The 14,395-nt window shown below is 36.2% G+C and carries 10 protein-coding genes; 5 read left to right on the top strand and 5 right to left on the bottom strand.

Annotated features, from left to right (window positions below; translation table 11 throughout):
* Positions 1–5 precede the first annotated feature (5 nt).
* The 3 genes from KO527_RS16985 to KO527_RS16975 form a co-directional block, all read right to left on the bottom strand.
* Positions 6–1,280, bottom strand: coding sequence for a YeaH/YhbH family protein (locus KO527_RS16985; protein ID WP_216041480.1), 1,275 nt, complete (start codon positions 1,278–1,280; stop codon positions 6–8).
* A 24-nt stretch (positions 1,281–1,304) separates the two neighbouring features.
* Entirely contained in the window at positions 1,305–3,227 is a 1,923-nt protein-coding gene (locus tag KO527_RS16980) for a PrkA family serine protein kinase (protein WP_216041479.1), read from the bottom strand.
* 227 nt (positions 3,228–3,454) lie between these two features.
* Positions 3,455–4,036, bottom strand: coding sequence for a Fe-Mn family superoxide dismutase (locus KO527_RS16975; protein WP_216041478.1), 582 nt, complete (start codon positions 4,034–4,036; stop codon positions 3,455–3,457).
* Between the two features lie 189 nt (positions 4,037–4,225).
* Between KO527_RS16975 and KO527_RS16970 the strand changes: the two genes are divergently transcribed.
* The 3 genes from KO527_RS16970 to KO527_RS16960 all read left to right on the top strand — a co-directional run bounded on the left by KO527_RS16970 (position 4,226) and on the right by KO527_RS16960 (position 10,995).
* Complete coding sequence (locus tag KO527_RS16970; RefSeq protein WP_216041477.1) at positions 4,226–4,570, top strand: Grx4 family monothiol glutaredoxin; 345 nt, start codon at positions 4,226–4,228, stop codon at positions 4,568–4,570.
* A 541-nt stretch (positions 4,571–5,111) separates the two neighbouring features.
* Positions 5,112–9,569, top strand: a complete 4,458-nt coding sequence (gene gltB / locus KO527_RS16965; protein ID WP_216041476.1) for a glutamate synthase large subunit — start codon at positions 5,112–5,114, stop codon at positions 9,567–9,569.
* A 10-nt stretch (positions 9,570–9,579) separates the two neighbouring features.
* Complete coding sequence (locus KO527_RS16960) at positions 9,580–10,995, top strand: FAD-dependent oxidoreductase (protein ID WP_216041475.1); 1,416 nt, start codon at positions 9,580–9,582, stop codon at positions 10,993–10,995.
* A gap of 90 nt (positions 10,996–11,085) precedes the next feature.
* Here KO527_RS16960 and KO527_RS16955 read toward each other — a convergent pair whose 3' ends face one another.
* Both KO527_RS16955 and nadK read right to left on the bottom strand, forming a co-directional pair.
* Complete coding sequence (locus KO527_RS16955; RefSeq protein ID WP_216041474.1) at positions 11,086–11,613, bottom strand: hypothetical protein; 528 nt, start codon at positions 11,611–11,613, stop codon at positions 11,086–11,088.
* Between the two features lie 57 nt (positions 11,614–11,670).
* A complete protein-coding gene (nadK, locus tag KO527_RS16950) occupies positions 11,671–12,552 on the bottom strand; it encodes an NAD(+) kinase (RefSeq protein ID WP_042148775.1) in 882 nt (293 codons plus the stop codon).
* Positions 12,553–12,658: 106 nt separating this feature from the next.
* On the opposite strand from nadK, the gene KO527_RS16945 reads away from it, so the two are divergent.
* Both KO527_RS16945 and grpE read left to right on the top strand, forming a co-directional pair.
* Positions 12,659–13,609 carry an HrcA family transcriptional regulator gene (locus tag KO527_RS16945; protein ID WP_216041473.1) on the top strand — a complete coding sequence of 317 codons (951 nt, stop codon included), beginning with the start codon at positions 12,659–12,661 and terminating at the stop codon, positions 13,607–13,609.
* A 108-nt stretch (positions 13,610–13,717) separates the two neighbouring features.
* A complete protein-coding gene (gene grpE, locus KO527_RS16940; protein ID WP_216041472.1) occupies positions 13,718–14,329 on the top strand; it encodes a nucleotide exchange factor GrpE in 612 nt (203 codons plus the stop codon).
* The last annotated feature ends 66 nt before the right edge of the window (positions 14,330–14,395 follow it).

Below are 14,395 nucleotides of genomic sequence, written 5' to 3'. Positions count from 1 at the left end.
ATTACTTAAGCTTTTTGGCTGTTTTTCTTAAATAGTTCTCTAAAAATAGGATAAATATCTTCAACTGAACGTATATGTTGAATTGCAAAATTATCATATGCCTGTGTTATTTTTTCGTATTCACGCCATAAGCTTTGGTGTGCTCTATTGGTGATCTCTATATAAGAATAATATCTAACTTTTGGTAAAATATTATTTAATAGCAACTCTGTACAGTTAGGTGAGTCATCAGCCCAATTATCGCCATCTGATGCTTGAGCTGCATAAATGTTCCATTGAGTTGGGTCATACCTTTTTTCAACGATTTCATCCATCAATTTTAAAGCACTTGAAACTATGGTTCCGCCTGTTTCTTGGGAATAGAAAAATTCTTGTTCATCTACCTCTTTTGCTTGGGTATGATGGCGAATATAAACAACTTCAATATCTTTATAAGTGCGTGTTAAAAACATATAAAGTAGGATATAAAACCTTTTCGCCATTTCTTTGGTTGCTTGATCCATAGAACCAGATACATCCATCAAACAAAACATCACCGCTTTACTGGTTGGTTTTGGTCTTTGTTCATAATTTCTGAATCTTAAATCAAATGAATCAATAAAAGGTACTTTAGAAATTTTAGCTTTTAACTCTTCAATTTCTTTAATCAACAGTTTTATTGCGGAGTCGTCAGGTGTTTTGCTTTTTTCAAGTTCAATTAAAGCAGCTTGTGCTTCTCTCAATTGTCTTTTTTTAGCTGCAGACATTGCAATTCTGCGTGCTAAAGAACCTTGCAGAGATCTGACAATATCAATATTAGTGGGGACGCCATCAGAGCAAAAACCGGCTCTGTGGGTTTCCATCTCCATTAATTTATCTAATTGTGTTTTTTGTAAATTAGGAAGTTCTAAATCCTCAAACAATAAATCTAAATATTCATCTTTAGAAATTGAAAATACAAACTCATCTTCGCCTTCACCCTTATCACTGGCTTCACCTTCTCCTGCGCCACCACCTTGCCCACCTTGTGGGCGTTTTATTTTGTCTCCTTTGGTAAACTGATCATTGCCAGGGTGAACTGTATTTCTAACACCGCCTTTACCTTGATGGAAAGTGGGCTCTCCAATATCTTTACTTGGAATAGAAACACTTTCACCTTGATCTATATCCGTAACACTACGTTTATTAATCGCATCTGATACTGCTTTTTTAATTTGTTGTTTATAGCGGCGAATAAACCTTTGTCTATTCACCGTGCTTTTATTTTTGCCATTTAATCGGCGGTCTATAAAGTGGGCCATATATTTCCCTCTTTTAATCTAATGTTACTGCGATTTACGCACGCGTAAATACCATTCAGATAATAGTCGAACTTGCTTTTGGGTATAGCCTTTCTCAACCATACGATTGACAAAATCTTCATGTTTTTTCTGATCGTCACCTGATGTTTTGGCATTAAATGAAATAACAGGTAATAAATCTTCGGTATTTGAGAACATTTTCTTCTCAATAACTGTTCTCAGTTTCTCGTAGCTAGTCCAAGTTGGATTTTTGCCATTATTGTGTGCTTTTGCACGCAGTACAAAATTAACAATCTCATTTCTGAAATCTTTTGGATTTGAAATACCTGCGGGCTTTTCGATTTTTTCAAGCTCAGCATTTAAAGCCGCTCTGTCAAAAAGTTGCCCTGTATCAGGATCGCGATATTCTTGATCTTGAATCCAAAAATCTGCATAAGTGACATAGCGGTCAAAAATATTTTGGCCGTATTCAGAATAAGATTCTAAATAAGCTGTTTGAATTTCTTTACCGATAAACTCAACATATTTTGGAATTAAGAAGCCTTTTAGAAACTCAAGATAATGTTCTTGGATATCCTGTGCAAATTGTTCTCTTTCGATTTGTTGCTCCAGTACATAAAATAAATGTACTGGATTTGCAGCCACTTCTGTATGGTCGAAATTGAAAACGCGAGATAATATTTTAAAAGCAAAACGCGTAGATAAGCCATTCATGCCTTCATCAACACCTGCGTAATCTTTATATTCCTGATAAGACTTAGCTTTTGGATCGGTATCTTTTAGAGTTTCACCATCATAAACGCGCATTTTAGAGTAAATGCTAGAGTTTTCTGGTTCTTTTAACCGTGAAAGTACACTAAATTGAGCTAAGGTTTCTAAAGTGCCAGGTGCACATTGAGAGGTTTTTAATTCACTACTTTCTATCAATTTGTCATATATTCTGACTTCTTCGGTAACACGCAAACAATAAGGTACTTTAACAATATAAACTCGATCTAAAAAAGCTTCATTGTTTTTATTATTTCTGAAGGTTTGCCATTCAGATTCATTGGAATGCGCTAAAATAATGCCCGTAAATGGCAGAGCAGATAGACCTTCTGTACCATTATAGTTACCTTCCTGTGTTGCTGTTAATAATGGATGTAGCACTTTGATAGGTGCTTTAAACATTTCAACAAACTCCATTAAACCTTGGTTTGCTCTACATAAAGCACCTGAATAGGCATAGGCATCTGGATCATTTTGAGCAAAATGTTCTAGTTGTCTAATATCAACTTTACCAACTAATGCACTGATATCTTGATTGTTCTCATCACCTGGCTCTGTTTTTGCGATTGCAGTTTGATCTAAAATAGAAGGGTAGCGCTTAACTACTTTAAACTGGCTAATATCACCATTATATTCGTGTAGTCGTTTTGCTGCCCATGGAGAGATAATTGTTTTTAAATATCTCTGATTTATACCGTATTCTTTTTCTAATAATTCACCATCTTCTAGCGCATCAAATAAAGATAAAGGATGATCATTTACAGGCGATCCCTTAATGCAATAAATTGGCATTTTTTGCATTAAAAACTTTAACTTTTCAGCTAATGAAGACTTACCGCCACCAACGGGTCCTAATAAATACAGTACTTGTTTGCACTCTTCTAAGCCTTGTGCTGCATGCTTTAAGTAAGAGACTATTTGCTCAATGGCATCTTCCATACCATAAAATTCGCTAAAGGCAGGGTAACGCGCAACAACACGATTTGAAAAAATCCTACTTAAAGTTGGATCCTGAGATGTATCAACCATTTCTGGGTCGCCTATGGCCATTAATAATCGTTCTGAGGCACTGGCATATGCGGATTTATCATTTCGGCAAATCTCTAAAAACTCAGAGATAGTATATTCTTCTTCTTTGGCCGCTTCATATCTGGCCTGGTAGTGATCAAATATTGTCATATGGACCTCCAATCATTATTACAAAACACTTTTAAAATGAATAGCTCTACTTTAAGCGTAGTCGGTGTTATGAAATAAAGTGAAGATTTTTAAAGAATAATTTTACTATAGAACTGTAATTGTTGATGTTTTTGCAATAAAGGATGGCACTTCATTAATTGAATGATTTTTTAGCAAGCATAAAAAAAGACACTCAAAGAGTGCCTTTATATCTATAACAATTGAAATTAAGCAAAGTTTTTATTTGCGAATTCCCAATTAACTAATGCCCAAAAGCCATTTAAGTAGTTAGGGCGCACATTACGGTAATCGATGTAATAAGCATGTTCCCATAAATCTACAGTCAGGATAGGTGTTACGCCATCTTCAGTTAATGGTGTTGCAGCATTTGAAGTATTTACGATATCAAGAGAACCGTCAGCAAGTTTAACTAACCAAGTCCAGCTTGAACCAAAGTTATTTACAGCTTTATCATTTAATGCAGCTTTGAATTCTTCAAAAGAACCCCATTTAGCATTAATTGCATCAGCAATCGCACCCGTTGGTGCGCCACCTGCATTTGGAGCAAGTGAGTTCCAGTAGAAAGTATGGTTCCAGATTTGTGCTGCGTTGTTAAATACGCCGCCTTCTGAAGAACACACGATTTCTTCTAATGTTTTATTAGCGAAATCTGTACCTTCGATTAATCCGTTAAGCTTAACAACATAAGTATTATGGTGTTTGCCGTGATGGAATTCTAAAGTTTCTTGTGAAATATGCGGTGCAAGTGCATCGATTGCATATGGTAGTGACGGTAGTTCAAATGCCATTTTTTTCTCCATGGTATTTTGTTAAGTACAAATGCTTTGTGTTACAATACCTGAGTATTTTACTCAAGTTTTAATAAACAGCAATGTTAATATACTCATGATTAAGTTACTTTTTTATTAATAGTACAAATAAAGTACTATTTTAAATACATTTTATTGTAGTCAATTTTAAGCGTTTTGAGGTTGTAGATGGAAACCATAGATAAAATTAAACAACAGATTTCTGAAAATCCAATTATTCTTTATATGAAAGGCTCACCAAAATTACCAAACTGTGGCTTTTCATCTCAAGCATCACAAGCTTTAATGTCTTGCGGTGCACAGTTTGCTTATGTTGATATCTTGCTGAATCCTGATATTCGTGCTGAATTACCAGCATATGCAGATTGGCCTACATTCCCGCAGTTATGGGTTGATGGTGAATTAGTTGGTGGTTGTGACATTATAATTGAAATGTTTCAAAAAGGTGAATTACAGCCTTTAATCACAGAAACTGCTGAAAAATATAAAACAGAAGATGATTCTGCAGAATAATTAATTTTATTCATATGGAAAAGCGAGCTCAGCTCGCTTTTTTTATACCTCAGTTATATTTCCTAACCTTTCTCACAATAACTCACTCCTATAAAGCAATTTTCAATCAATCAATCTATTTCAAATTATTCGTTTTGGTATTAATGGTTATTCTGTGCATTTCAAAATGATTTTAATGTTGTATATAGCTTAAATTAACCAATTGGGTTAATTGGTATTACCATGCATAACTATTCATTTTTTATTCTCTTTACGTTTACGTAAACGTATATTGCAAATTAATCTCATTTACAAAAGTAACAATATGACACCAGTGTCATGAAAATTATAATGGTATTTTCACTGTATTTAATGAGTTTGTTAAATTTATTGTTCGATTTTACGATGTGAAAAATATTCATGGTCATGAATATATATGCACAAAATGTTTGACTATGAATGATTTTATGGTTAATTTTACTGTCTGCTAGAGTTCATTTTATTTAAAAGTGAGCACGTCGCATTTTCAAACTCTAGTAATAGCAAGGGGAGGGGGACATACATGTTATATGACTCAAGATACGAAAAAGATAACTGTGGATTTGGATTAATTGCTCATATTGACGGGCAACCAAGTCATAAATTAGTACGTACAGCCATCACTGGTTTAGATAGAATGCAACATCGTGGCGGTATTGCCGCAGATGGTAAAACGGGCGATGGTTGTGGTTTATTATTACAAAAGCCTGACAGCTTTTTTCGTGCGATAGCACAAGAAAATGATTGGCATTTAGGTAAAAATTACGCTGTAGGCATGGTTTTTTTAAATCTTGATTCACACATTGCAACTCGCACTCGCGCTATTATTGATGAAGAACTAGAAAAAGAAACTTTATCAATTGTTGGTTGGCGAGAAGTTCCCACAGATACAGCGAGTTTAGGCCCGATAGCCATAGAGCAATTACCTCGGTTTGAGCAGGTTTTTATTAGCGCCCCAGAAGGTTGGCGACCAAAAGATTTAGAGCGCCGTTTATACATCGCACGTAGAAGAATAGAAAAACGCATAGATTTCGATAAAGATTTTTATTTCGCGAGTTTATCTGGTTTAGTCACTATCTATAAAGGCTTAGTTATGCCAGCTGACTTACCTAATTTTTATTTGGATTTAGCTGATATGAGAATGCAATCAGCAATTTGTGTATTCCACCAAAGATTTTCAACCAATACACAGCCGCGTTGGCCTTTGGCACAACCTTTTAGATATTTAGCACATAACGGTGAAATTAATACGATTGAAGGGAACCGTCAGTGGGCAAGAGCAAGAGAATATAAATTCTCATCTCCTTTACTGCCAGATTTAAATACAGCAGCGCCTTTTGTTAATGAATCAGGTTCAGACTCTTCGTCACTAGATAATATGCTAGAAGTATTTTTAGCTGGTGGCATGGATATTTTCCGTGCTATGCGTATGTTAGTACCGCCTGCATGGCAAAAAAACCGTGCTATGGATGATGATTTACGTGCATTCTATGATTTTAACTCTATGCATATGGAGCCTTGGGATGGACCTGCGGGTATTGTGATGTCAGATGGCCGTTTTGCTGCGTGTAATTTAGATAGAAATGGTCTTCGTCCAGCAAGATATGTTATTACTCAAGATGGTTTTATGACATTAGCCTCAGAAGTCGGTATTTGGGATTATTCTCCTGATGAAGTTGTTGAAAAGGGCAGAGTAGGGCCTGGTGAATTACTGGTTATTGATACTTTACATGGTAAAGTATGGCAATCAGATGAAATTGATCAAGATCTTAAATCTCGTCATCCATATAAAGACTGGCTAGAAAAAAATGTAAAACGCTTAGTGCCATTTGAAAAAATGGATAATGCACTGGATAGTGCACGTAAATGGAATGATGAACAATTACATCTGTATCAAAAAATGTTTGGTTATTCTAATGAAGAATTAGATCAAGCCTTACGTATTATGGGTGAAAACGGACAAGAAGCCACAGGCTCTATGGGTGACGATACGCCATTTGCTGTACTTTCAAGTAAAGAGCGTTCTTTATTTGATTACTTCCGTCAAAAATTTGCACAAGTAACTAATCCACCGATCGACCCATTACGTGAAAACCATGTCATGTCTCTTGCGACTTGTATAGGTCGTGAACAAAATGTATTTAATGAAACAACAGGTCATGCCAAAAGGTTACAGTTTGATAGCCCTGTATTAATGTGTTCTGACATTGAGCAATTAGTAACTGAAGATCAAGCGCATTACTCCAATGCAACAATTAATCTTAATTACTTACCAAGTGAAGGCTTAAAGTCTGCGGTTGCACGCATTTGTGATGAAGCACAGCAATTAGCTAAAAATGGTACTGTTTTAATTATTTTATCAGATAGAGATATTACCAAAGACACTTTACCGATCCCTGCTGCTATGGCTGTGGGTGCCGTGCAAAGGCGCCTAGTGGATAACAGCTTACGTTGTGATACTAATATTGTTATTGAAACGGGGTCATGTCGTGATCCACACCAGTTTGCTGTTTTATTAGGGTTTGGTGCAACTGCAATTTATCCATACTTAGCTTTTGCATCTCTTGCAAAAATGGTACGTAATAAAGTTATTAATAAAGATGATGCTCAAGTATTTGTATCTTATAGAAATGCCATAAATAAAGGGCTCTATAAGATAATGTCAAAAATGGGTATAAGTACCATTGCAAGTTATCGCTGCTCGATGTTATTTGAAACAGTAGGCCTAGCAGATGAAATTGTAGATTTATGTTTTAAAGGGGTAAGCAACCGTATTCAAGGTGCTGATTTCAGTGATTTCCAACAAGATTTAATTAATTTATCTCGTAAGGCGTGGATCAAACGTAAGCCTTTAGATCATGGTGGTCTGTTAAAATATGTTCATGATGGAGAATATCATGCGTATAACCCAGATGTAGTGGGTACATTGCAAACTGCTGTGAGATCAGGCGATTATACTGATTATCTCAAATATGCTGATTTAGTTAATAACCGTCCAGCAACAACTTTTAGAGATTTATTAAAACTTAATACATCTGAAAACAGTATCTCTGTTGATGATGTAGAACCAGCAACTGAATTATATAAACGCTTCGACTCTGCCGCGATGAGTATTGGCGCATTATCACCTGAAGCCCATGAAGCACTTGCTATTGCGATGAATACCTTAGGCGGTCGTTCAAATTCAGGTGAAGGCGGTGAAGATATCAAGCGTTATGGTACGGTAAAAAATTCGCGTATCAAACAAGTAGCATCAGGGCGTTTTGGTGTAACAGCACACTACCTTCGTAATGCCGATATTATACAAATAAAAGTTGCACAAGGTGCAAAACCAGGAGAAGGCGGTCAATTACCTGGTGATAAAGTAACTCCTTATATCGCTAAATTAAGATTTTCTGTGCCGGGAGTGACATTAATTTCACCTCCACCTCATCACGACATATATTCAATTGAAGATTTAGCGCAACTTATTTTTGATTTAAAACAAGTTAATCCGCAAGCTTTGATTTCGGTTAAATTAGTATCTGAACCAGGTGTAGGTACAATCGCAACAGGTGTTGCAAAAGCTTATGCCGACCTGATCACAATTTCAGGGTATGACGGTGGCACAGGTGCAAGTCCATTAACATCAGTGAAATATGCAGGTAGTCCTTGGGAGCTTGGCCTAGCAGAAACACAGCAAGCGTTAGTTGAAAATGGTTTAAGACATAAAATACGTTTACAAACTGATGGTGGTTTAAAAACTGGTTTAGATATTATTAAAGCGGCTATTTTAGGTGCTGAAAGCTTTGGTTTTGGTACAGGGCCTATGGTAGCACTTGGTTGTAAATTTTTAAGAATTTGTCATCTAAATAACTGTGCTACTGGTGTTGCAACACAAGATGAAAAGTTACGTCAAGATCATTATCACGGTTTACCAGAGATGGCGATGAATTACTTTAAATTTATTGCACAAGAAGCTCGTGAAATTATGGCAAGCTTAGGTATAACACGTTTAGTTGATTTAATTGGCAGAACCGATTTACTTGAAGCATTAGAAGGTAAAACGTCTAAACAAAGTAAAGTTGATTTATCTGGTTTACTTGCTAAACCAAATAATAAATCTGGTGAGACTTTATATAATTCAGCTGACAATATCTCTCATTACAGTGGCCAGTTAAATGAAACATTATTAGCGAAAGCGACCGATGCAATAGATACAAAATCAGGAATAAAGCTTAAAGCTGCTATTTGTAATACTGATCGCTCAGTTGGCGCTATGTTATCGGGATATATTGCTGAAAAACACGGAAATCAAGGTCTGGCATCAGCACCAATACATATTGAATTAACCGGTACTGCAGGGCAATCGTTTGGTGTGTGGAATACCGGAGGTTTAGATATGACCTTGGTAGGTGATGCCAACGATTACGTAGGTAAGGGCATGACTGGGGGGAAATTAGTTGTACGACCTCCTGTTGGTTCTGCATTTAATTCACATGAAGCAACAATTCTTGGTAATACCTGTTTATATGGTGCAACTGGCGGTAAATTATTAGCGGCAGGCCGTGCAGGAGAGCGTTTTGGCGTGCGTAATTCAGGTGTTATTGCTGTAGTTGAAGGTTTAGGCGATAACGGTTGTGAATATATGACTGGCGGAATTGTGTGTGTACTCGGTGCGACAGGCATTAACTTTGGTGCCGGTATGACGGGTGGTTTCGCATACGTGTTAGATGAAGCAAAAGATTTTGAAAAACGCATGAACTCTGAACTCGTAGAGGTAGTTGAGATGGAAAGCTTAACTATCCACCATGAACATTTACGTGGTCTGATTGCTGAGCATTTAGATGAAACAGGTTCATGTAGAGCTGAAATGATTTTAGAAGATTTTGAGAATTACGTATCAAAATTCCGTTTAATAAAACCTAAATCTAGTGATGTAAGTAGCTTATTAGGTCATCGTGCAAGAAGTAGTGCCGAATTAAGAGTTCAGGCGCAATAGGAGAATTTTGATGCCAAATAATGTTTACCAATTTATAGATGTGCAACGAGTTGATCCGCGTAAAAAGCCGATATCAACACGAAAAAAGAAATTTGTAGAAATTTATGAACCATTTTCAAAAAAACAAGTGGATTCACAAGCCGACCGTTGTTTAGATTGCGGAAATCCTTATTGCGAATGGAAATGTCCGGTTCATAACTATATTCCACAATGGTTAAAACTTATTAAAAGCGGTCGTGTTTTAGAAGCTGCTGATTTATCTCACCGTACAAATAGTCTGCCTGAAGTATGTGGTCGTGTATGTCCACAAGACAGGTTATGTGAAGGCTCATGTACCATAGATGAAGATTTTGGCGCGGTTACCATAGGTAATATCGAAAAATATATTACTGATACTGCGCTGGAAATGGGTTGGAAGCCTGATATGTCACATGTAGTTTTTTGTGATAAAAAAGTGGCTGTCATTGGTGCTGGTCCTGCAGGCTTAGCATGTGCGGATATTTTAATTCGAAATGGTGTAAAGCCTGTTGTTTATGATCGCCACCCTGAAATTGGTGGGTTATTAACGTTCGGTATTCCATCTTTTAAACTAGAAAAAAGTGTGATGCAAAAGCGTCGAGAAATATTTGAAGAAATGGGTGTTGAGTTTCGATTAGGCGTAGAAGTTGGCCAAGACATCACCATGAGTCAATTAGAGCAAGAGCATGACGCAGTTTTCTTAGGCGTAGGTACTTATAAAAATATGCGTGCGGGTCTAGAAAATGAAGATGCGCCAGGTGTATATGATGCCCTGCCATTTTTAATCTCAAATACTAATCGTGTTATGGGATACGAAAAAACAGCCGACGAATATGTCGATATGGCAGGTAAAAAGGTCGTTGTTTTAGGTGGTGGTGATACCGCGATGGATTGTGTTAGAACATCGATTCGTCAAGAGGCAACTGAAGTGATTTGTGCTTATCGTCGTGATCAAGAGAATATGCCTGGTTCCAAGCGTGAAGTAAAAAATGCACAAGAAGAAGGTGTAAACTTTATGTTTAATCTTCAACCTTTAGGGATTGAACTCAACGCTGAAGGAAAAGTATCTGGCATTAAAATGGTTAAAACACAACTTGGTGAACCAGATGATAAAGGACGTCGTCGTGCTGAAGCTGTACCAGGTTCTGAGCACACGCTAGAAGCTGATGCTGTGATCATGGCCTTTGGTTTTCAACCACATGCAATGCCTTGGTTAGAACCATTAGGTGTAGAATTGGATCAATGGGGCAGAATAAAAGCGCCAGAAGATGCGGTATTCACGCATCAAACTACCAACCCTAAAATATTTGCTGGTGGTGATGCTGTTCGTGGTTCTGACTTAGTAGTAACAGCGATATTTGAAGGTAGAAATGCAGCTGAAGGTATCATGGACTACTTAGAAGTCTAAAACTCTAATAAAGTTGTTATCCAATAAAAAAGGTTTGATAATTATATCAAACCTTTTTTGTTTTATTAATTTAGCGCTATAAGCAAAAATTTATTCTTTATCTGCTGTTTCTTCTACTTGTTCATCATCCTCAGCAGTTTCTTCAAATGAGAGATCCGGTGTTTGCAGCGAAACAATTAAAGCCGGTAAAATTTGAGTATAAAACGTATTATTATAATCTCTTGCACTTCGTGGTAGTTCATTGATAAAAGTCAGAATGTTATTAGCAATAGTCTCTTTATCACCTGTGATGTTTGTTTTTGCAAGTTCAGTATTTAAGCTAGACGTTAGATTCTCTAAAGTGGCTTCTAATACCGTTAGGTTATCTTCATTATGCGCCTGCACAACAAAGAAGTTACTTGCTACTGCGTTTAAGTTTTGACTATGCTTAGGCCTTAAAATTTTAGCTTCAACATATTGTGAGATTTGCTCTTTAAAATGTGTATTCGCTTGATTTTGTCTATCAGTAAAAATTTGTTTTTTTAATTGCTCAGCTTTCTTTTTTGAGCTTTCAATTGATAGAAAAACACCAAGTAGTACGATAAGTAAAACAATGGTGAAAAAAACGATATAAGTCATAAAAATTCCGAATAAAAGTAATAAGAGGGAAATATCCTTCCCTATAAATTAAATACGTTAATACAAAGGGTTACCCCAATTTAGTTTTTTTCTTAGTACATTATAATAAGAATAATCTTTTGGGTGTACTAATCTCAGTGGAGAGTCTCCTTTTTTAATGACAATCTCATCACCTGGCATAACAGCAAGTACAATATGACTGTCACAACTGACTTGTAAATTATCGTCATTGTTTAAACTTAATTTTAAACGTATTTCACTTTGGGCATCTACTACTAAAGGTCTGCTTGATAGCGTATGTGGGAACATGGGCACTAACGCCATCGCATTTATGTCAGGCGTTAAAATTGGACCACCTCCTGAAAGAGAGTAGGCTGTAGAGCCTGTAGGAGTCGATATAATTAAGCCATCAGAGCGTTGTGAAAATACAAAGTCATTATTAATAAAAGCTTCAAACTCTATCATATGTGCCACTTTATCAGCATGCAACACCGCTTCGTTTACAGCCGAGTTTGAACTTTTTAATTTTTCATGTCGGTAAACTTCTACTTCTAATAAAAAACGATTTTCTTCACGATATTCGCCGCTGATAACTTGCTCTAATGCACCTTGAAAAGATTCGGGGTTTAAGTCAGTTAAAAACCCTAAGTTACCTCTATTTACACCAATCACGGCAATATCAAAGCGAGATAGTACTCTTGCTGCACCCAGCATATTACCATCACCACCCACAACTATCGCCAGATCACATAATTTACCAATCTCTACAACATCAACCAATTTTTTATCTTCGATTGGCATTTGTTGACCCGCTCTTTTTTCTATTAGTACTTCACAGCCTAAGGCTAAAAGGAAAGAATGCAGGCTTTGTAAAGTAGAATTAGCGCCATCATGGTTAGGTTTACCAATTAAGCCTATTTTTTTAAATTTTTGTTTCATAATTCATCTACAAATTATTGGGTATATAACTGAGTTTTAAGTATATAGAAACGTTAAGTTAAAAACACCTCTTGAAATCAAATGTTCTTGCCCCATATCTTTGAGTATGAAGTTAAGTGCCCGTGATCAACAAATATTTACAGCAATAATGAGTCTTTACTGTGATGGTGAAGGAACAGCGATTGCCTCATCAAGAATAGTCAAGCAAAAAGGCATGTCTATGTGTTCTGCTACAGTCAGAAACGCTATGGCGCGCTTAGAGAAGCTTGGTTATATTTATTCACCTCATACCTCTGCTGGTCGTATACCAACCAAAAAAGGGTATCAATATTGGTTTGATGAATTTTTTTCGTTATCTGAAGTTGCGACTTTTTGGCAGCCAAATCAAGAAACATTAATTGAGTTTTCTCATTTGATCAGCCAAAAATATCAAGTGTGTGTTTTTGCCGGTTTACCGCAAAAAATTTCACAAACTGTATTTCGTGTTGAAGTATTAGACTTTGATAAAACCCACTGGCTGATTTTATTAATAGATAGACAAGGTCAAAGCCAAAATATAAAAATAACAAAACCACTGGAAGCTAATGAAGAGATTAGAATTCAATTTAATTCATGGTTAAACATGGTATTTGGGCAACAAACACTCGCCGAAGGATTAAAAAGAATGCAAGCAATGGCAAATACAGCGCCTATGTTTTGTCATGGTTCTTTGGCTCAGTGGACCCGTGCATTAGCCGAGAAATTAGGGGATGAAGATTGCATTGTTGTAGGGGATAGTTATTTATTCAATCATATAAAGCAATCTGAGCAGCCTTTAATTGGCTCTCCATTATTAAATTATGTCGAAGATAAGTTAGCGTTAAAACAAGGTATATCAATTATTTGTGGGGATGACTTGCCTTATTCGGGTTTTGATGGGTTATTTTTAATCAGTATTCCTTATTTTTCACAGCAATATTATCAAAGTCGCTTTACAATTATGTGTGAAAGCTCTGCTGAAATTGAAGCAATTATAAATGAATTTGCCATATTTGATGAGATAGCTGTTAACGCTTAAAATAATTTTTAAATTATACTTGAAACTATATTTTCAATCCCCATCTTAGTATTATAAATTTTGCCAAATGCAAATTATGCACAATAGAATTACAATCGGAGAACATTAATGTCTGAGCAGTCAAACCAGACTTCACCTGAAGTAGAAAACACTGAAGAAGTAGTATTAGAACAAGTTGAAACTACTGAGCAAGAAGCTTCTTTAGAGCAAAGCCCTGAAGCAGAGATTGCAGCTTTATATGCTGAGTTAGAAGAAGCAAAGCAAACGATTGCTAATCAAACTGAAACTATCGCTAATCAAAAAGATAGCGTAGTACGTGCAGCTGCTGATGTTGATAATGCACGTCGCCGTGCAGCATTAGATATTGAAAAAGCACATAAATTTGCACTTGAAAAATTCGTAAATGAGTTATTGCCAGTAGTTGATAACTTAGACCGCGCGATTGAATTTGCAGATAAAGAAAACGAAGCATTAAAGCCATTAATCGAAGGCATTGATATGACCTCTAAAAGCTTTGTTGATGCAGTTAAAAAGTTTGGTGTTGAAGTAGTAGATCCACAAGGTGAAACATTTAACCCTGAATTCCATCAAGCAATGTCAATGCAACCAAGTGCTGATGTCGCACCAAATACCGTTATTGCAGTAATGCAAAAAGGTTATACTTTAAGCGGTCGTTTATTACGTCCAGCTATGGTTATGGTTTCTAAAGCAGCTGAATAATACTTTAGCTGTTTAAAAACTAAAAAAGGGTTTAACTTTATAAAGTTAGACCCTTTTTTAATACTT

The sequence above is a fragment of the Pseudoalteromonas sp. C2R02 genome (assembly GCF_018860845.1).
GTDB lineage: Bacteria > Pseudomonadota > Gammaproteobacteria > Enterobacterales > Alteromonadaceae > Pseudoalteromonas.
This window is presented reverse-complemented; position numbering and strand designations above follow the sequence as displayed.

What these genes read in the sequence shown, in the direction of transcription:
- nadK (WP_042148775.1), bottom strand. Translation starts at nt 12,552, where the DNA reads ATGAAACAAAAATTTAAAAAAATAGGCTTAATTGGTAAACCTAACCAT.
- KO527_RS16985 (WP_216041480.1), bottom strand. Translation starts at nt 1,280, where the DNA reads ATGGCCCACTTTATAGACCGCCGATTAAATGGCAAAAATAAAAGCACG.
- gltB (WP_216041476.1), top strand. Translation starts at nt 5,112, where the DNA reads ATGTTATATGACTCAAGATACGAAAAAGATAACTGTGGATTTGGATTA.
- KO527_RS16980 (WP_216041479.1), bottom strand. Translation starts at nt 3,227, where the DNA reads ATGACAATATTTGATCACTACCAGGCCAGATATGAAGCGGCCAAAGAA.
- KO527_RS16970 (WP_216041477.1), top strand. Translation starts at nt 4,226, where the DNA reads ATGGAAACCATAGATAAAATTAAACAACAGATTTCTGAAAATCCAATT.
- KO527_RS16960 (WP_216041475.1), top strand. Translation starts at nt 9,580, where the DNA reads ATGCCAAATAATGTTTACCAATTTATAGATGTGCAACGAGTTGATCCG.
- KO527_RS16955 (WP_216041474.1), bottom strand. Translation starts at nt 11,613, where the DNA reads ATGACTTATATCGTTTTTTTCACCATTGTTTTACTTATCGTACTACTT.
- KO527_RS16945 (WP_216041473.1), top strand. Translation starts at nt 12,659, where the DNA reads ATGAAGTTAAGTGCCCGTGATCAACAAATATTTACAGCAATAATGAGT.
- grpE (WP_216041472.1), top strand. Translation starts at nt 13,718, where the DNA reads ATGTCTGAGCAGTCAAACCAGACTTCACCTGAAGTAGAAAACACTGAA.
- KO527_RS16975 (WP_216041478.1), bottom strand. Translation starts at nt 4,036, where the DNA reads ATGGCATTTGAACTACCGTCACTACCATATGCAATCGATGCACTTGCA.